This is a genomic window from Mesorhizobium sp. C399B, from assembly GCF_030323185.1.
Lineage (GTDB): Bacteria > Pseudomonadota > Alphaproteobacteria > Rhizobiales > Rhizobiaceae > Mesorhizobium.
Map to the genome: position 1 here is coordinate 2417501 of NZ_CP100472.1, position 19462 is coordinate 2436962.

Annotated in this window: 14 protein-coding genes; 5 read left to right on the forward strand and 9 right to left on the reverse strand. The window is 64.0% G+C overall.

Going from position 1 to position 19462, the window contains the following annotated elements; all coding sequences use genetic code 11:
• Positions 1-119: 119 nt before the first annotated feature.
• A complete protein-coding gene (locus tag NLY36_RS11435) occupies positions 120-2090 on the forward strand; it encodes a M23 family metallopeptidase (protein WP_023686664.1) in 1971 nt (656 codons plus the stop codon).
• 173 nt (positions 2091-2263) lie between these two features.
• Here the strand turns inward: NLY36_RS11435 and NLY36_RS11440 are convergent, their stop codons facing one another.
• From NLY36_RS11440 to NLY36_RS11480, 9 genes are all read right to left on the reverse strand, one after another.
• Positions 2264-3823, reverse strand: a complete 1560-nt coding sequence (locus NLY36_RS11440; protein ID WP_023735163.1) for an MFS transporter — start codon at positions 3821-3823, stop codon at positions 2264-2266.
• A gap of 102 nt (positions 3824-3925) precedes the next feature.
• A complete protein-coding gene (locus NLY36_RS11445) occupies positions 3926-5443 on the reverse strand; it encodes a L,D-transpeptidase family protein (protein WP_023698976.1) in 1518 nt (505 codons plus the stop codon).
• A gap of 292 nt (positions 5444-5735) precedes the next feature.
• A complete protein-coding gene (locus NLY36_RS11450; RefSeq protein WP_023685771.1) occupies positions 5736-6092 on the reverse strand; it encodes an MmcQ/YjbR family DNA-binding protein in 357 nt (118 codons plus the stop codon).
• Positions 6093-6163: 71 nt separating this feature from the next.
• On the reverse strand, positions 6164-8770 hold the full coding sequence (gene clpB / locus NLY36_RS11455) for an ATP-dependent chaperone ClpB (protein WP_023672968.1): 2607 nt from the start codon (positions 8768-8770) through the stop codon (positions 6164-6166).
• A 208-nt stretch (positions 8771-8978) separates the two neighbouring features.
• Positions 8979-9959, reverse strand: coding sequence for a DUF4167 domain-containing protein (locus NLY36_RS11460; RefSeq protein WP_023698975.1), 981 nt, complete (start codon positions 9957-9959; stop codon positions 8979-8981).
• A gap of 304 nt (positions 9960-10263) precedes the next feature.
• Complete coding sequence (gene prmC / locus NLY36_RS11465; RefSeq protein ID WP_023735164.1) at positions 10264-11142, reverse strand: peptide chain release factor N(5)-glutamine methyltransferase; 879 nt, start codon at positions 11140-11142, stop codon at positions 10264-10266.
• Positions 11135-12214 (reverse strand): peptide chain release factor 1, encoded by a 1080-nt coding sequence (gene prfA, locus NLY36_RS11470; RefSeq protein WP_023672971.1) that lies wholly within the window; start codon positions 12212-12214, stop codon positions 11135-11137. The genes prmC and prfA overlap by 8 nt, the downstream gene beginning before the upstream one ends.
• Positions 12215-12222: 8 nt before the next feature.
• A complete protein-coding gene (gene ptsP / locus NLY36_RS11475; protein ID WP_023693992.1) occupies positions 12223-14493 on the reverse strand; it encodes a phosphoenolpyruvate--protein phosphotransferase in 2271 nt (756 codons plus the stop codon).
• A gap of 83 nt (positions 14494-14576) precedes the next feature.
• Entirely contained in the window at positions 14577-15830 is a 1254-nt protein-coding gene (locus NLY36_RS11480) for an aspartate kinase (RefSeq protein ID WP_023672973.1), read from the reverse strand.
• A 245-nt stretch (positions 15831-16075) separates the two neighbouring features.
• Here NLY36_RS11480 and NLY36_RS11485 point away from each other — a divergent pair, with 245 nt between their 5' ends.
• The 4 genes from NLY36_RS11485 (at position 16076) to NLY36_RS11500 (ending at position 19404) form a co-directional block, all read left to right on the forward strand.
• A complete protein-coding gene (locus tag NLY36_RS11485; RefSeq protein WP_023735165.1) occupies positions 16076-17917 on the forward strand; it encodes a CHASE3 domain-containing protein in 1842 nt (613 codons plus the stop codon).
• Positions 17914-18213: an antibiotic biosynthesis monooxygenase family protein gene (locus NLY36_RS11490; RefSeq protein ID WP_050588814.1), complete on the forward strand. Its 300-nt coding sequence runs from the start codon at positions 17914-17916 to the stop codon at positions 18211-18213. Before NLY36_RS11485 ends, NLY36_RS11490 begins: the two co-directional genes overlap by 4 nt.
• A gap of 85 nt (positions 18214-18298) precedes the next feature.
• Positions 18299-19048, forward strand: coding sequence for a bifunctional 2-polyprenyl-6-hydroxyphenol methylase/3-demethylubiquinol 3-O-methyltransferase UbiG (ubiG, locus tag NLY36_RS11495; RefSeq protein ID WP_023672976.1), 750 nt, complete (start codon positions 18299-18301; stop codon positions 19046-19048).
• Positions 19049-19071: 23 nt separating this feature from the next.
• A complete protein-coding gene (locus NLY36_RS11500) occupies positions 19072-19404 on the forward strand; it encodes an MmcQ/YjbR family DNA-binding protein (RefSeq protein ID WP_023685781.1) in 333 nt (110 codons plus the stop codon).
• The last annotated feature ends 58 nt before the right edge of the window (positions 19405-19462 follow it).

Here is a 19462-nt window from a genome sequence, read left to right on the forward strand (position 1 = left end):
ACAGAGCGTGTGCGTGGGGATTTCGCCGCTTCGTTGACTTCACTCGCCGTGACAGGCAAATGTCATGGCCCAACAGAAGCGAAAAGCCGTTCCGCCCGGGGAAGAAGCAGCCTTTCTGGATGCCAGACACGGAAGATGTCATAGCCGAACTCGGCAATGAGCCGCCGCTGATCGCGGATGGCCGCAGCGGCCCGCCCGACCGGCGCGAGGTTTCGGCGCGCTGGCTGTCGGGCACCTTTCTTACCGGCGTGACCTCGAGTGTGCTGATGGGCGTGGCGTTGTTTGCCGCCCTTGACGGCCGCCAGCAGCTGGCAACCCCGCCCGAAATCGCCGAACTGGCCCAGCTCGAAAGCGGCGGCGATTCCGGCGAGGTCGCCAAGACCACCAGGCTGGTGGCGCCGCGCCAGATCGCCAAGGCCAAGGACCGCCGGCGCATGGAAGTGTCGATGGTGACCAAGGTCGGCGACCGCGACGTTATCCACACCATGCCGTTCGTGCAGATCAAGATGGCGCTGGCCGCCGGCCACACCACCAACCGCGCCTATCCGCCTTTCGACCCGATGCAGGTGTTCGGCGACGATGGCGACTCGACGCCGGCGCAGCCGGCGACGGCTTCCGCAGTTGGGGGCCAGATCTACGGCGCCAAGGTCGAAAGCGAAATGAGCCTGAAGACGGTCGATTTCCCGGTCGAGACGGCCTCCTTCGACGAGAAAAGCGACCTGTCCGCCGACGAGGTGGAAAAAGTGGTGCGCGAAGCCGGCACCGACCTCAGCGACGGCGCCGTGCAGGTCGCCTCGCTGCATTATGTCGACCCGCAGCGATTCGGCGATGCCTTCGCCGAATCGATGGCCGGCTCCTACGACGTCAAGATCGTGCCGGAAAACGTCTCGGTGGCGCCGCGCGTCGCGCTCGACGACCAGACCCCGGCTTTCGCCGAGGAAATCATTCCCTTCACCAGGGACCGCGACATTGCCGAGGCTTTCGCTGATTCGGGCTATACGGGCGATGACGCCACCGGCATGGCGGAGGCGATCGGCAAGCTGCTCAACGCACCGGCGCTGAAGGCCGGAACCGTGCTGCGGGTCGGGCTCGAGGTACATGGCGACGCCGCCAAGGTCGTTCGCACCAGCGTCTATGACAAGACAACGCACATCGTCACCATCGCGCTCGACGACCGCGGCCAGTATGTGCCGGCGCAGGAACCGGAGCCGAACCCCGAATTGCTGACCGCGTTCGACGATTCGTCGGCACCGGTGGTGGTGCGCGGCAATCTGCCGAACGTCTATGACGGCATCTACCGCGCCGCCTATTCCTATGGCATGTCGAAGAAGCTGACCCAGCAATTGGTCAAGCTCCTGGCCTCCGGCGTCGACTTCCAGTCCAGGCTCAATCCGTCGGACCGCATCGACGTCCTGTTCTCGCAGCCGGACGGCGACGACCAGGCCTCCGACGAATCGGAACTGCTCTATGTCTCGTCGACCTTCGGCGGCCAGACACGCAATTTCTACCGATTCCAGATGCAGGACGGCTCGACCGACTATTTCGACGAGGACGGATCGAGCGCCGAGCAGTTCCTGTTGCGCAACCCCCTGCCGGCCGGGAAATTCCGCTCCGGCTTCGGCGCCCGCCGACATCCGATCCTCGGTTATGTCCGCATGCATACCGGCGTCGACTGGGCGGCGCCGATCGGAACGCCGATCATCGCCGCCGGCAACGGCACCATCGAAAAGGCCGGCTGGGCCGGCGGCTACGGCAAACAGATCATCATCCGCCATGCCAATGGCTACGAGACCTCCTACAATCACCAGAGCGCCTTTGCCAAAGGCATCGAACCCGGCGTTCATGTCCGCCAGGGCCAGACCATCGGCTTCCTCGGTCAGACCGGCCTCTCCACCGGTCCGCATCTTCACTACGAGCTGATCGTCAACGGCACCAAGGTCGACCCGATGCGCGTGCGCCTGCCGGTCGGCAAGGTGCTGAAGGGCGACGACCTGGTCGCTTTCAAGCGCGAGCGCGAGCGCATCGATGAACTGCTCAAGCAGGAAGACAGCAATCCGCTGAAGGTCGCGAGCGCCAAGATCGAAGGCTAGTGCATGTCGCCCAGAAGTGTGCCGCGGCTCTGGGACAACGACATGCCTCAAAACAAACACTTAAAGCGCGTCGTATGAATCCGTTTCAGCGCGACGCGCTTTAAGCCGTCACACTCGACGCCGGCGAATCATAATCGCCCCATCAGAGCATTCCGAATCGGGTCGGCTCCGAATCAGGTCGACTGCTCCTCTTCGGCTCGTGACCAAGGCAGCTTTTGCCCCGAAACGGTGACCCAGGCGATAATAGCGGCAAGGAGGCAAAGCACGGCCGTCACTGTCGACACGGCCGCGAACGCCGCATCGCTGGCGGCGAGCCGTGTTGCATCAAGGTCTGGCGCCAGGCCGGCCAATGCCGGTTCGCCGAATCCCGGAATGCCCGGCCTGACGCTGGTATCGAGCATCGTCGAATAGACCCAGGCCGCGAGCGAGCCCATCGCCGCCACAGCAATCAGCCCGCCAATGCGCGAAACCGCATTGTTGATGCCGGAAGCGGCGCCGGTATCCTTGTCCTCGACCGCGGTCATGACCGCCGTCGACAGCGGCGACACCACCAGCGCCATGCCGAGCCCCATCACCGCCATCAGCGGAAAGATACCGGTCCAGAAATTGTGCATGCCGGCATGAGTGAGCAAAGCCAGCCCGGCAAAGGCGATGGCGACCACCAGGCAGCCGCTGGCGATCGGAAAACGCGGACCGATGCGATCCGACCACTGGCCTACGAGACCCGACAGCAGCGCGATCGACGCCGACAGCGGCAGGAAGATGAAACCGACCTCTTTGGTGCTCAGCCCCCATCCGGCGATCAACAGCATCGGCAGGTAGAACAGATTGGCCGACAGCGCGAAATACAGGAAGAAGGTGGCGAGGTTGGCGCCGGCGAAGGCGCCGATCCGAAACAGCTTGAGATCGATCATCGGCTCGCGCTGCCGAAGCTCGAAGACGATGAAGATGATAAGCAGCACGGCGCCTGCGGCGATGCTCGGCCCCGACATCAACCCCCTGCCTTCGGCGCTCATCGAGGTCAGTCCGTAGGCAAGCGCCCCGAAGGCAAGCGTGGCGAGAGCGGCGCCGCCGAGATCGAGGCTTCGCTTCTCCGTCGGCGCGTCGGCGGGAATCTTGGCCAGCAGGAGATAGATCGAGATCAGCCCGAGCGGCAGGTTGACGGCGAAGATCGCCCGCCAGATACCGCCGCCAAAGGCCGACAGGACGAAGCCACCGAGCACTGGACCGAGCGCCGTCGTCAGCGCCGAGGCGGCGGCCCAGATGCCGATCGCCCGGCCGCGCTCCTTCTTCGGATAGGCCTTGGCGATGATGGCGAGGCTGCCCGGCACCATGATCGCCGCACCAATGCCCTGAATGGCGCGAAAGGCGATGAGCACCAGCGCATTGGGCGCCACCGCGCAGGCCAGCGAAGCGACGATGAACAGCGCAATGCCGGCAACGAAGGCGCGCCTGAGGCCAAACCGGTCGCCGGCGGCGCCGCCGGCCAGAATCAGCGCCGACAGCGTCAGCGCATAGGCGTTGGAAATCCACTGGACCTCGGCCAGGCTGGCGCCGAGGTCGACGCGCATTGCCGGCATGGCAATGGCCAGGATCGACCCGTCGATGAAGCCGAGCGCTGACGCCAGGATCGCCGCTACCAGCACGAACTTGCGCTGCGACTGCGGGCAAAATGTACCGTTGGAAAGCGCCCTGGTCAGGGGAACGGCTGCGGCTTCGCTCGGAGACTTCATGAGCGTCTGCTTAGACTTGTTGCGGGCCGGCAACAACCAGCCAGCACCCTGCGCTCATGAATCCAGCTTTGGATATCGGCCTGCCTTATGGGCAGGCCGATATCACTGCGCTGGAGCGCTCACTTGCTCCGCAACATCATCGGCCGAGGGACCGCCGACGAACTCGACGGTGACGCCCGGCGACACCAGCTTGGCCAGTTCACGCGCATCCCAATTTGTCAGGCGCACGCAGCCATGGCTTTCGGTCTTGCCGATCTTGGAGGGATCGGGCGTGCCGTGAATGCCATAGGTCGGCTTGTCCAGCGCGATCCACACCGAGCCGACGGGGCCGTTCGGACCCGGCGGGATGGTCAGGATCTTGTCGTTCTGGCCCTGCTTGAAATTGATGCTGGGATTGTAGGTGTAGTTCGGATCGAGCGCGACGCGCGACACCGTATGGGTGCCGGTCGGCGAGGGCGTGTCGGCTGAACCGATGGTGGCCGGATAGGCCGCGACCAGCTTGCCACCGGCGTCATAGGCGAACACCTGCTTCTTGTCCTTGTCGGCGACGATGCGGGCAACCGGCGTCGCCACCAGCCTGCCGAAATTGGCGACCTTGATGATGGTGCCGGGACGGCTGAAGTCGGCCTCGGGATTGAGCCCCTTCAGGTAGTTCTCGTCCATGTGGAACCGTTCGGCCAAGGCTTCGGTGACGGAGGTGTAAGCCATGCGGTCGAGCTGCGCCTTCTGGCTGTAATCCTCCGGTATCGAGGCGACATAAGGCCCGGCCGCGTCTTCGGGCGTGATCGTATAATTGGCGAAAGCATCGCCACCGGTTTGCGCCAGCGCAGCCTGGATGCCGACCGCGTCGGTCGAGCGCAGATTGCTGCCGGTGATCTGGTTATAGGCGGCAAGCGCCTTGTCGACATTGGAGCCGAAGCGCCCGTCGACGACGCCGGGTGAAGCGCCGGCGCGGTCGAGCAGCACCTGCAAGGCGGCTACATCCTGGCGTGCGCCGAGTGAAAGCGAGGGATCGACCACGGTCTTGCCACCGGCTTTCGGCGGCAGCGCGGCCTGGCCGGCGGGCGCCGCCGGTTCGGCGGGATCGATAGAGGCTTCGTTCAGCGGCTGGCGCTTGACGGGCCGCGGTTCAGCGGATTTCGGCGCTTCCGGATAGGTGTCGCTGTCATTGGCATCATCCTGCGGAGCGGCCCCCAGGAATCTGTCGCTTTCAGGATCGTATTCATCAACCGGCGGGCCGGGGATTCGTCCCTGATCGTCCAGTTGCCTGCGGCGGAAACGCGCCATGTCTTCGGGATCGTCGAGATAGTAGCGGTCGTCGTCTTCGACCGGTGCGCGTCCAAGCTCACGTGCCCGCATTTCCCGGCGCAGCGCGCGGCGGTCGAGCCTGGTCTGCGGCGGCTGGATGGCGATGACCTTGCCGGTCTCGGCATCGACGATGACGCGGTTGCCCCTGGCGTCGTAATAGATGTCGAGATTGCCGTCCTGGGCAAGCACAATGCCGCCGCTATCGGCGGCGCGGACGGCCGGCAGTGCGTTGTCCACAGTCGGCGATGCCATGGCGCTGGACGTGAGCAGCCCGGCGGCGAGCACCGAAAAGGCAAGGATCGTGCGGAACATGGTGGTCAAACTCTCCGGTACTTACAGCGCCGCGCGTCCGTTTGGACGCGCAAAGGACGCTGTAACACTTCATGTCTGCGCATGATCCTTTCCGAAAATCGAATTTCGATTTTCGGGGTCATGCGTAATTGCCGCCGCCCGGCAGTGTTCCCACCAGAACGTTCTCGCCACCGTTTGGATGCGCAAGGAACGCCCTGATCGTCAAAAGCCTGCAGGCAAACCCCTTCGCCAGCAAACCACAACATAAGCTTTCCAACATGAACCGGGCATGAAGATGGCGGATTACTGGTTGCTACAGGCCCAATTCCTTGCGCGTCTGCTTCGTCAGCTTGAGGACGACGAGGCGGTGGCTTTCGCCGAGATAGTCCTTCAGCGCATCATCATCCATGCTCTGGCTTGTCTGACGCTGGATCCATTTCATGCCGCGCGAGGCGAGATAGGGCGCCGGCCGGCAGCCGGGCTGATCCTTCAGCACGTCATAAGCCATTTCAGAGCATTTGAAGGTGACGAAGACGCCACCCTCCCGGTCATGGCCGGCGATGGTGAAGACCTTGCCACCGACTTTCCAGACATCGGCCCCGCCCCACTGCACGACATGCGTCGTCTGCGGCAGCGAGGCGCAGAAGCTGTTGTAGTCGTCCAGCGTCATCTGCACCCCCGTCAAAGGATTGTTGTTTCATAAGAAAATGCCGCGCGTCCGGTCGGACGCGCGGCGTTGGATCAGGCTGCCGCGTCGGTCGGCACCACAGTGGGCCTGGACCGGAAATTCAACCGGTCGGAGCCGGCCGTGACCTTGACGGTCGAGCCGTCGAGTATCTCGCCAAGCAGGATTTTTTCCGCCAGCGGATCTTGCAGGTCCTTCTGCATCACCCGCTTCAGCGGCCGCGCGCCATAGGCCGGGTCGTAGCCCTTCGCCGCCAGCCAGTCGATCGAATCCTGGTCGAGCGACAGTGTGATCTTGCGGTCGGCGAGCAGGCTTTCCAGCCGCTTGAGCTGGATCTCGACGATGCGGCCCATATCCTGCCGGCGCAGCCGGTGGAACAGGATCACCTCGTCGACGCGGTTGAGGAACTCCGGCCTGAACGAGGCTCTCACCACGCTCATAACCTCGTCGCGCACGGCATCGACGTCCTGCTCTTCGCCGAGATTGACCAGATATTCGGCGCCGAGGTTCGACGTCATGACGATCAGCGTGTTGCGGAAGTCGACCGTGCGGCCCTGCCCGTCGGTCAGCCGCCCGTCGTCGAGCACCTGCAACAGCACGTTGAAGACATCCGGATGCGCCTTCTCGATCTCGTCGAACAGCACGACCTGATAGGGCCGGCGCCGCACCGCTTCGGTCAGCGCACCGCCTTCCTCATAGCCGACATAACCGGGAGGCGCTCCGATCAGCCGGGCGACCGAGTGCTTCTCCATGTATTCCGACATGTCGATGCGCACCATAGCGCTCTCGTCGTCGAACAGGAAATTGGCCAGCGCCTTGGTCAGTTCGGTCTTGCCGACGCCGGTCGGTCCGAGGAACATGAACGAGCCGATCGGCCGGTTCGGATCCTGCAGCCCGGCCCGGGCACGACGCACGGCCTTGGACACCGCCTGCACCGCTTCGCCCTGGCCGACGACTCGCTTGCCGATCTCGTCTTCCATGCGCAGCAGCTTGTCGCGCTCGCCCTGCAGCATCTTGTCGACCGGAATGCCGGTCCAGCGCGACACGATATGGGCGACGTGGTCGGGCGTGACCACCTCTTCGACCATGCCGGCCTTGCCGTCCTGGGCTTCGGCTTCCTTCAGCTTCTTTTCCAGTTCCGGGATCTTGCCATAGGCAAGCTCGCCGGCGCGCTGGAATTCACCCTTGCGCTGGGCAATGGCGAGGTCGTTGCGGGCCGCGTCGAGCTGCTTCTTGAGGTCAGCGGCGAGGCCAAGCTTCTGCTTCTCCGACTGCCATTTGGCGGTGATCTCGGTCGATTCCTCCTCGAGGCCGACGAGTTCCTTTTCGAGACGCGCGAGCCGGTCCTTTGACGCCTCGTCCTTCTCGACCTTCAGTGCCTCGCGCTCGATCTTGAGCTGCATGATGCGGCGATCGATTTCGTCCAGCGCCTCGGGCTTGGAATCGACCTGCATCCTCAGCCGCGACGCGGCTTCGTCGACAAGGTCGATCGCCTTGTCCGGCAGGAAACGGTCGGCGATGTAGCGGTTGGACAAGGTCGCCGCCGCGACCAGCGCCGAATCCGAGATGCGCACCTTGTGGTGCTGCTCGTACTTCTCCTTCAGGCCACGCAGGATCGACACGGTATCTTCCACCGACGGCTCGTTGACGAAGACCGGCTGGAACCGGCGGGCAAGGGCCGCGTCCTTCTCGACATGCTTCCTGTATTCATCGAGCGTGGTCGCGCCGACGCAGTGCAGTTCGCCGCGCGCCAGCGCCGGCTTCAACAGGTTCGAAGCGTCCATGGCGCCATCGGCCTTGCCGGCGCCGACCAGCGTGTGCATCTCGTCGATGAACAGGATGATGCCGCCGGCCGCCGAGGTGACTTCGTTGAGCACGGCCTTCAGCCGCTCCTCGAACTCGCCGCGATATTTGGCGCCGGCAATCAGCGCGCCCATGTCGAGCGCCATCAACTGCTTGTCCTTCAGCGATTCGGGCACGTCGCCATTGACGATGCGCAGCGCCAGACCTTCGGCGATCGCCGTTTTGCCGACGCCCGGCTCGCCGATCAGCACCGGGTTGTTCTTGGTACGCCGCGACAGCACCTGGATGGTGCGGCGGATCTCGTCGTCACGGCCAATCACAGGGTCGAGCTTGCCGGCGCGGGCATCGGCGGTGAGGTCGCGCGCGTATTTCTTCAGCGCGTCATAGCCCTGCTCGGCGCTCGCCGAATCGGCGGTTCGGCCCTTGCGGACGTCGTTGATCACCTGGTTCAGCGCCTGCGCTGTGACGCCGGCCTTGGACAGGATATCGGCCGTCTTGGCCGACTTCTCCATCGCCAGCGCCTGCAGCAGCCGCTCGACCGTGACAAAACTGTCGCCGGCTTTCTTGGCCAATTCCTCGGCGGTCGAAAACACCTTGGCCAGCGGCTGCGCCAGATAAAGCTGGCCGTTGCCGCCTTCCACCTTGGGCATGGCCTCAAGGGCGGTCTCGACGCCAAGCTTGACGTCGCGCACGTTGCCGCCGGCGCGCTCTATCAGCGAGGCGGCCAGCCCCTCGTCGTCATCGACGAGGACCTTCAGCATATGTTCGGGAGTGAATTGCTGGTGATTGCGCGAGAGCGCCATGGTCTGGGCGGACTGAATGAATCCGCGGACGCGCTCGGAGTATTTCTCGAGGTTCATATCTGTCTCCTTCCATCACCGGCCCGCTTTGCGGCACCGGATCAGATTGCGGTGACGGACCCGCTCATCCGAGCCGGGTCCAGTTCACGCCAGATATGGGGCGCAAGCCATTGCCGCTCAAGACGTCCGGCTGATGATATTGCATGGCCGAGCAAACGAAAACGGCGGAGATTTCTCTCCGCCGTTTCATCGACTTATGTCTTGTGGGTCAGTTGTTGGCGTCGACGGCGAACGGGTCGCCGGCAGAGCTTTCGGCCGGCGCCGCATCAACCACGTCAACAGCGGCAGCGGTCTCGCCGGCGCCATCCACCACCTGGCCACCACCAGACTGTTCGTCACCGACCTGATCGGCATTGTTGCGCGGGCGGCGCGGACGCCGCGGGCGACGGGCAGCGCCGCTCTCGGCGGCTGCCTCATTGAGTTCGGCCCGGGCGGCAAGAGCCGCCGGCGACAGGTTTTCGTACAGCGGCGCCGGCTCGGAGAAACCACTCTCGGCTTCGGGCTCAACCGCGGAAACGGTTTCCGCCTGTGCCGGGGTTTCGGTGAAGCGCTGCTGGTCGCCGCGCTGGCCGTTCTGCTCGCCACGCTGGGCAAAGTCGCCACGCTGGTCGTTCTGGCCATAGCCGCCATTGGGGCGGCGGTCACGGTTGCGGCCATTGTTGTCGCGGCCGTTATTGTTGCGGCCATTATTGTCACGGCCACTGTTGTTCTCGCGGCCGTTTTCCTGGCCGTATGCGAGTTCGGCCGGCGTGCCCTCAATCGTCGGCTGCGGACCGTTGCCGTGGTTGGCCATCGGCGCTTGCGTCTCGCCGCCATTGCCGCTGCCGGCATTGTCAAAATCGTCGCGATCTTCATCGTCGTCGAATTCGTCGCGGTTCTGCGGGGCATTCTGGATCGGCATCTGCGCCTGTGCGGCGGCAATGATGCGGTTGTAGTGCTCGGCGTGCTGGAGGTAATTCTCCGCCATAACCCGGTCGCCGGAGCTTTGCGCGTCACGGGCCAGAGTGGCGTATTTTTCGGCGATCTGCTGAGCCGATCCACGGATTTTCACGTCCGGGCCGTTGCTCTCGTAGTTGCGCGTCAGGGGATTTGGGCCCTTGCGGTTGTTGTTATTGTTATTGTTGTTGCCACCGCCGCCGCCATTGTTGTTGCGACCGCGCATGCGCCTGTTCTGCTGTTGTGGCCTCATAAGACTCTCTTCATTTTGAAATTTTCGAAAAACGTTTCACGAACGGAGGCGCTCATGCAGCCAGCCGTTTCGTTTCTTCACCGGCGTTCGCCCGCATCAATTGCGTTGGCGCCACGTGTCATCCTGTTCCGGTTACATCACTTGCCGGACGATTCCCGCACGAAGCTTGGGCGTCGTTTGCGCAAGAAGGCAGCTATTTCCAAGGAAAACCGAATCGCTAAGAGCACTGCCTGCTTCGTCTCATCCGGTTAGGGCGGACCCTAGCCGCATTCCCCGGCATTGCCAAGCGCTTTTTTGCACTGCGTCAAGGCTTTCCCTGTTCAAACATAAGAACCCTGTCGTTTCCGCCAAGATCGACAAATGCCCCGGCCAGCCTGTAGCCGGCTGCCGCGAATATGTCTTTGACCTCATTGCGCTGCGTGTGGCCGATCTCGACCGCTATCTTGCCTTGTGCTTCCAGAAACTTTGCCGCCTCGGCAGCGATGATCCTGTAGGGGCCAAGACCGTCCACACCGCCATCAAGGGCTCTGTGCGGATCGAAATCGCGGACCTCGTCCTGCAGATTTCCAATGTCTCCAGTCGGTATATAGGGAGGGTTTGCGGCAATTACATGGTATCGGCCCGAAACTTTTTCGAACCAGTCGGACTGCAGCCCCACGAACCGGCCGGCGAGTCCGAGTTGCTCGGCATTGCGTATCGCGGTTGCCAGCGCGCCTTGTGAAATATCGACCCCGGTGGCCGTCGCGGCCGGAACCGCGCTGAGCAGCGCCAGCGCAATCGCGCCGGTACCGGTGCCGAGATCGAGGATACGGCATTCCCCCAGCCTTTCGGCCGTCGCTCCGGCAAAAGGCAGGATCGCCTCGACCAGCGTTTCGGTGTCCGGCCGCGGCTCCAGCGTTTCCGGCGACAGCGACAGCCGCAGGCCGTAAAACTCGCGAAACCCGAGGATGCGGTGCACCGGTTCGCCGGCCATGCGGCGCTGCAGAGCAGCGCCGATTGCGGCAACCGCACCCGCATCGACCGTCCGTTGCGGGTCGGCGATCGCCTGCGTCCGGTCCGTGCCGGAAAAATGTTCGACGATCAGCCTGGCATCCAGCGCCGAGTCGGAAAGGCCGGCCGCGGCAAGCCGCTCCCGCGCCACCCGCAACAACGGCCCGAGCGCGCTGGGCAACATGTCAGCCATCGAGGCCAATATCGGCGAGCAGCTTCGACTGATGGTCGGCAATCAGCGCATTGATGACCTCATCGAGCTCGCCCATCATCACCCGGTCGAGCTTGTAGAGCGTCAGGTTGATACGATGGTCGGTAAGGCGGCCCTGCGGGAAATTGTAGGTGCGGATGCGCTCCGAACGGTCGCCCGAACCAACCTGCGATTTGCGTGACTCCGAGCGCTCCTCGTCCGCCTTGCTGCGCTCGAGGTCGTAAAGCCGCGCACGCAGAATCTGCATGGCTTTCGCCCGGTTCTGATGCTGCGACTTCTCCGCCTGCACCACCATGATACCGGTCGGCAAATGGGTGATGCGCACGGCCGAATCGGTGGTGTTGACGTGCTGGCCACCCGAACCCGAGGCGCGCATCGTGTCGATGCGGATGTCTTCGGCGCGGATGTCGATGTCGACCTCTTCGGCTTCCGGCAGAACGGCCACCGTCGCCGCCGAGGTGTGGATGCGCCCGCTGGCCTCGGTCGCCGGCACGCGCTGCACGCGGTGCACGCCGGATTCGAATTTCAGATGGGCAAAGACGCCCCTACCGGAAATGGTGGCGATGATTTCCTTGAAGCCGCCGGCATCGCCGTCGCTGGCCGACACCGTCTCGAAGCGCCAGCCGCGTTCGGCGGCATAGCGCTCATACATGCGAAACAGGTCGCCGGCGAACAATGCCGCCTCATCGCCGCCGGTGCCGGCGCGGATTTCAAGGATGGCGTTCTTGTCGTCGGCCGCGTCCTTGGGCAACAGCAGGATCTGGATGTCCTTCTGCAGCTCTTCGATACGCGCTTCGACGCCCGGCAGATCTGCCTCCGCCAAGGCCCGCATCTCTGCGTCGGTGCCCTTGTCGGCAAGCATCGCCTCGAGGTCGGCTTGCTCGCGCTCGACTGAGCGCAGTTCCCTGACCTTGGCCACCATGTCCTGCAGCTCGGCATATTCGGAAGCCATCTTCACATAGGCATCGGCCGCCGGGCCGGCCGACATCTGCGCTTCGAGCATCTCGAAACGCTTGACGACCTGATCCATACGCTCGCGGGGAAGATTGACCATGGCTAATGCTATAGCGGGATGGAGCGGTCGTCGGCGAAGGCCTGCAGCAGCGCCCGCATCGGCAGCCCTTGAGCTGGCGCCATCAGATTGTCGGCAAAGAAAGCCTCCAATTCCTCCAGTGGCAGTTCGGTCAACATCGCCTTGACCGGGCCGATCGAGGCTGGAGACATCGAGATCGAGCGGTAGCCGAGGCCGATCAGCGCCATGGCGGAAATGGGTTTTCCGGCAAGCTCGCCGCACAGCGTCACCGGCGTGTGGTTGCGAACCCCGGCGTCGGCGATCTGCTTCAGAACCCGCAGGAACGGCGTCGACAGCGTGTCGAAGCGGTCGGAGAGCTGCGTGTTCCCCCGATCGACCGCCATGACGAACTGGAACAGGTCGTTGGAGCCGACCGAGACGAAATCGACCGCCTTCATCAACTCGTCGAGCTGGAACAGCAGCGACGGCACTTCCAGCATGGCGCCCACCTTGAGGCTGGTCGGCAGATGGTGGGCAAAGCGGGAGAGATGCCGCACTTCGCGGTCGATGATCTCGCGCGCCTGGGCGATTTCGCCGAGTTCGGTAACCATCGGCAGCATCAGCTTCAGTTCGCGCCCGCCGCAGGCCTTCAGCAAAGCGCGGATCTGGGTCCTGAGCAGACCCGGCCGGTCGAGCGTCAGCCGGATCGCGCGCCAGCCGAGCGCAGGGTTTTCTTCCTGGATGGCGCCCTTGAAGTAGGGCAGCACCTTGTCGCCGCCGATGTCGATGGTGCGGAAGGTGACCGGCTTGCCGCGCGCCGCGTCCAGCACGTCGCGGTAGAGCCGCTCCTGCGCCTCGGCACGCGGGAAGGTCGAGGCGACCATGAACTGCAATTCGGTGCGGAACAGGCCGATGCCGGCGGCACCCGCCTCGGCCAGCTGCGGCAGGTCGACGGCCAGGCCCGCATTCATCAGCAGGTCGACCTGGACGCCGTCCTTGGTCACCGACGGCTTCTTGCGCAGTTCCCGGTAGACTTCCTGCCGGCGCGCCCGGAAGCGCACTTTTTCGGCATAGGCAGCTTCGAGGTCGGGCTGCGGCCGCAGATGGATGGTGCCTTCCTCGCCGTCGACGATGATGGCATCGCCGTTTTCCGCCATGGAAACGGCGCCCTTCATCTGGCCGGCGACCGGAATGCCCATGGCGCGCGCTACGATGACGACATGGCTGGTGGCAGCGCCGTCTTCCAGCACCACGCCGCGCAGCTTGTCCCTGGGATAATCAAGCAGTTCGGCCGCGCCCATCGAGCGCGCGACCAGGATGGCATCCTTCGGCAGTGACGCCGCGACGTCGTCAGGCCCGCGCCCCATCAGCTGGCGCAGCAGCCGGTTGGCGAGATCGTCGAAGTCGCTCATCCTCTCGCGCAAATAAGGATCGGTCATGTGCAGCATGCGGGCGCGCATGTCGCTTTGGACCTTTTCCACCGCCGCTTCCGCTGTCAGGCCGTTGCGGATCGCCTCTTCCAGCCGGCGCACCCAGCCGCGGTCGTTGGCAAACATGCGATACGCTTCGAGCACCTCGCGATGTTCGCCCTCGAAGGCGACATCGCGCCGCTCCAGCATGTCGTCGATGGAAAGCCTGAGCGAACCGAGCGACGTCTCCAGCCGGCGCACCTCTTCCTCACTGTCCTCGTTGAACAGATTGGTGACGACGATGCGTGGCTCATGCAGCACGACATGGCCGAGGCCGACACCCTCGTTGAAGGACAGGCCGGTAAAGCTGACGGGACGGCGCAGGTCGAGTTCGAGGCCGGGCCGGGTCAGGCGCGCGAGATCGCCGGTGGCGATCATCTCGGCGATCACCATGGCGGTCGTTTCCAGCGCCTCGACCTCGTCGTCGCGGTAGTGGCGCATGGTCTTGTTCTGCACCACCAGCACGCCCAGCGTGCGCCCTGCCCTGAGTACGGGCACGCCGAGGAAGGAATTGTAGATCTCTTCGCCCGTCTCCGGCAGGTAGGCGAAGGCCGGATGTTCCTGCGCATTTGAGAGGTTGAGCGGCCGCGCGCTCGCGGCAATGGTGCCGACGAGGCCCTGCCCCAGCCGCAGCTGCGCCAGATGGACGGCGTTCGGGTTCAGACCTTCGGTGGCATAGAGTTCGAGCACCGAATCGGCGCGCAGCACATAGAGCGAGCAGACCTCGGCGACCATGTTGGAGGCGATGTCGCGCACGATCCGGTCGAGCCGCTCCTGCGGCTCCAGCGGCTCCTGCATGAGCTCGCGGAGCCGTTTCAGCAGAACGCGCGGGCCACTGGCCGTATCACGCATCGCGGCTTCTTCTCCAATGGGCATTTTGCCCGCCGCAGTTTCCACTGCGACCGGCGCACACGCAACAACTCAAATCGCTCTCGCTACTGCTTATCCAGACCGTACACGGAATGCAAAGTGCGAACCGCGAGTTCCGTGTAGGGACCGTCGATCAGTATCGAAATCTTGATCTCGGAGGTAGTGATGGCGCGGATGTTGATCGCCTTGTCGGCCAGCGCCTTGAAAGCGGTGGCGGCCACACCGGCATGGCTGCGCATGCCGATGCCGATGACCGAAACCTTCGACATGCCGGCTTCCGACTGCACCACGTCATAGCCGATCGAAGCCTTCAGACGCTCCAGCACGGCCAACGCCTTGTCCACGTCGCCGGACGGCACGGTGAAGGTCATGTCGGTGAACTTGCCGTCCTCTGAGATGTTCTGGACGATCATGTCGACATTGATGTTGGCCTCGGCCAGCGGGCCGAAAATGCCGGCGGCAACGCCCGGGCGGTCGCCGACGCGGCGCAGAGAAATCTGCGCTTCGTCCTTGGCGTAGGCAATTCCGGTGACGACCTGCTGTTCCACGATCTCTTCCTCGTCGCAAATGAGCGTTCCCGGAGGATTGAGCAAATCCCCCATTCCGGGCGCATCGGGATCGTCGAAGGACGACCGCACGAACGTACGCACCCTGTGCACCATGGCAAGCTCGACCGAGCGCACCTGCAAGACCTTGGCGCCGAGCGAGGCCATTTCGAGCATTTCCTCGAACGAAATCTTGTTGAGCCGCCGCGCCTTCGGCTCGATGCGCGGATCGGTGGTGTAGACGCCGTCGACATCGGTGTAGATGTCGCAGCGGTCGGCCTTGACCGCCGCGGCAATGGCCACCGCGCTTGTGTCGGAGCCGCCGCGGCCGAGCGTGGCGATGCGGTTGTCCGGGCCGATGCCCTGGAAGCCGGCGACGACAGCCACCTGGCCCTCGCCGAAGCGCTTGATCAGGAACGCGCCGTCAATTTCGAGGATGCGCGCCGCGCCATGCGCGTTGTCGGTCTTGATCGGGATCTGCCAGCCCTGCCAGGAGCGGGCATGGACGCCCATATTCTGCAGTGTGATCGCCAGCAGGCCGGCAGTCACCTGCTCGCCCGAGGCGACCACGGCGTCATACTCGCGCGCGTCGTGCATGGGCGAGGCTTCGCGCGTCCAGCCAACCAGTTCATTGGTCTTGCCCGCCATCGCCGAAACCACGACAGCGACCTCATGGCCGGCATCGACCTCGCGTTTGACGTGACGCGCCACATTGCGGATGCGGGCGATGTCGGCGACGGAGGTTCCGCCGAATTTCATCACGATGCGCGCCATGGAAGCGAAATGCCTTTGACTGAAGCCGGCCCAGGACCGAAAGGGGAAGTAAGCGCTCGACAGAAGCCGGCCGCTGAATGCGCGCCTCCTTAGCCAAATGATCACGGTTTCGCAAGGCTGGCGGCGGATGCCGGCTTCAGGATCGCGGCATATTGCGTTCGGCCCCGCCGCCGCTTACCAAATGCTGCCTGCGGGAAACTCCTTTTGGTCCGGCATATCGAATGATTGTTCGCCTTCGACGCGCCATGCGGTGGCAATCGCTGCCGCTGTTCATCGGCTTCGCCGTGCTGGCGTTGATCGTCGGCACACGCGCCGTGCTGGTCGAGACCCAGAGAGCCAATCGTGAGGCCGCGCGCGAGGCGGTCGAGTATCAGGAATTGCTTTCCGGTTTGCTTGCCATGGCTCAGGAGGCCGAGACCAGCCAGCGCGGCTATCTCCTGACCGGCGAGAAATCCTACCTCCAGCCTTATCGGCAGGCGGTCGACGCCATTCCGGGCCAGCTTGCCCGCATCGACGGCATGACCGCGCCCGACGACGAACTCGTGCAGCAGATCAACCACGTCAAGGACGCGCTTTCACAAAACCAGGCCGAATTGGCTGAGACGATTGCACTCTACGATCGCGGCGATGCGGCAAAAGCTCTGGAACTGGTCCGCAGCGGCCAGGGCAAGGCCGCCATGGACCAGATCCGGGCCAGCATGAACACGATCCGGCGCATTGGCGGCGCAGCCATCGCCGCGCGCGACGCTCATACCGACCTGGTCGAAAACTGGCTGCGAATCGGCTCGATAGCGGCGCTGCTGGCGATCTTCCTGCTTGGCGCCTACACGGTTCGCCTTTCGCGCCGCCGGTTCCGCGCAGTGGCGATCGCCCAGGAAGAGCTGATGCGCAAGAACATCGAGCTCGGCAACGAAATCCAGACGCGTGAAAAGGCCGAATCGCAGATCCGCCAGATGCAGAAGATGGAGGCTGTGGGCCAGCTGACCGGCGGTATCGCCCACGATTTCAACAACATGCTGGCGGTGATCATCAGCGCCATGAACCTCGCCCAGCGCAAGCTGACGCGGGGCGAGCACGACATCATGAAATTCATCGAAGCGGCGACCGATGCGGCGACCCGGGCCGCAAACTTGACGTCACGGCTGCTTGCCTTCTCGCGCCAGCAGCCGCTCGCGCCTCAGGTTGTAGACGCCAATCGTCTGGTCGCCGGCATGTCGGACCTGCTTCGGCGGGCGCTCGGCGAAACCATCCGCATCGAAACCGTGCTGGCTGGCGGCCTGTGGAAGACCCATGCCGATCCGAGCCAGCTCGAAAATGCCATTCTCAATCTGGCGGTCAATGCGCGCGACGCCATGGGCGAGGACGGCAAGATGACCATCGAGACCGCCAACAGCCACCTCGACGAGAGCTACGCCGCCACCCATGCCGAGGTCAAAGCCGGCCAGTATGTGATGATCGCGGTCAGCGACACCGGCGCCGGCATGCCGGCGGACGTCATGGAGCGGGCTTTCGAGCCATTTTTCACCACCAAGCCAGTCGACAAGGGCACCGGCCTCGGGCTGAGCCAAGTGTTCGGCTTCGTCAAACAGTCCGGCGGACACGTCAAGATCTACTCGGAACCCGGCCAAGGCACCACGATCAGGATCTACCTGCCGCGCTTCTTCGGCCCGGAAGAGGCCGCCATATCTTCGGAACGAGCCGGAAATCCTGCCGTGCCGGTCACCGAAACCATCCTTGTCGTGGAGGACGATCCACGCGTGCGGGCTTCCACAACCGATGCCATGCGCGAACTCGGCTACACCGTCATTCATGCCGCAAGCGGCCAGGAAGCGCTGGAAAAGCTGGGCGACAACCCTGGTGTGGCGCTCATGTTCACCGATATCGTCATGCCGGTGATGAATGGCCGCAAGCTCGCCGAGGAGGCGCTGGCGCGCATGCCGAAGCTGAAGGTGATCTTCACCACCGGCTTCACCAGGAACGCCGTCGTCCACAATGGCGTGCTCGACCATGACGTGCATTTCCTGGCCAAGCCCTTCACCATCGAGCAGCTGGCGGCGAAATTGCGCGACGTGCTGGACGCAAAATGACCGAGGCCCTGGAAATCGTCACCTTTCGCCTCAAGCCTGGAGCGGAAGCGGGCTTTGCCGCCGCCAACAACCTGGTCGCCGACTGGCTGGCGCGGCAACCTGGTTTCGTAAACCGCTGCCTGGCGCGGCGGGACGATGGCAGCTGGGTCGATGTCGTGCGCTGGCGAAGTCGCGAGCAGGCTCTCGCCGCCGCCGGCCGCATCATCGCCGAGATCGGCGATTGCGAAGCGATGCGGGCCATCGATTCCGCGAGTGTTGAGATGGGACATGCGGCGATTGTGATCTCGAGGCCCTAGGTCGACTTGCCAGCAGTCGCATAAAACCGGCCTTGACTTTCTTGCCCCGGCACCCGACTTCCTAGCGTCCGAGGAGACCCGCCCCATGCCAGAGGCCCGACGATCGACAATCGATGCCGGAGAAGTGGAACGCTTTTCCGCGCTTGCCGCCGAATGGTGGAACCCGAACGGCAAATTCCGTCCGCTGCACAAATTCAACCCGGTCCGGCTGGCCTATATCCGGGACCAGGTGGCGGCGCGCTTCGGCCGCGATCCGCGGGCGGCGCGGCCGTTCGAAGGCCTGCGTTTCCTCGATATCGGCTGCGGTGGTGGATTGTTGTGCGAGCCGATGGCAAGGCTTGGAGCCGAAGTGGTCGGCGCCGACGCCTCGGCAACCAACATCGAGGTGGCGAAGCTGCACGCGGCCGAAGGCGGCGTGACGGTGGATTATCGCGCTACGACCGCTGAGGATTTGGCCGATTCCGGCGAGAAATTCGACGTCGTCCTCAACATGGAAGTCGTCGAGCATGTTGCCGATGTCGACCTGTTCATCGGCAAGTGCGGCGAGATGGTCAAGCCCGGCGGCATCATGTTCGTGGCCACCATCAACCGCACGCTGAAGGCACTGGGCCTGGCCATCATCGGCGCCGAATATGTGCTGCGCTGGCTGCCGCGCGGCACCCACCAGTTCGGCAAGCTGGTGCGGCCCGAAGAGCTTGAAAAGGCGCTCGGCAGCGCCGCCATGACCATCATCGACCGCACCGGCGTGACCTACAATCCTCTCGCCGACCGCTGGGCACGCTCCAAGGACATGGACGTCAACTATATGGTGCTGGCGGAAAAACGATCGGTCTGAACGAAGGGGCGGCCGTGGACACTATGAGGGCCCGAGAGCTGGCGCTCGATCTTCCCGAAACGGTCGAGCAATCGCATTTCGGCAAGGCTGACTTCCGCGTCCGCAACCGTATCTTCGTCTCGCTGCCCGAAGCCGACCGTGCTGTCGTCAAGCTCGACCGGGACCAGCAAGAGATGATGGCCGCGGCTGAGCCATCGGTTTTCAGGCCCGTGACAGGCGGCTGGGGCCAAAAGGGATGGACGTCGATCATGCTCGAAGCCTGCGACGAACAGACATTCCGCAGCGCCGTTCGGACGGCCTGGCGAAACGTCGCCCCGCCGGCGCTACGGAAGCGCCTCGACGCGAGCCAAATTTAAGCTTGAGCAGTTCGAGCAAAGTGTGAAGCGGTTTTGCCGGGAAAAGCGCATAGCGCTT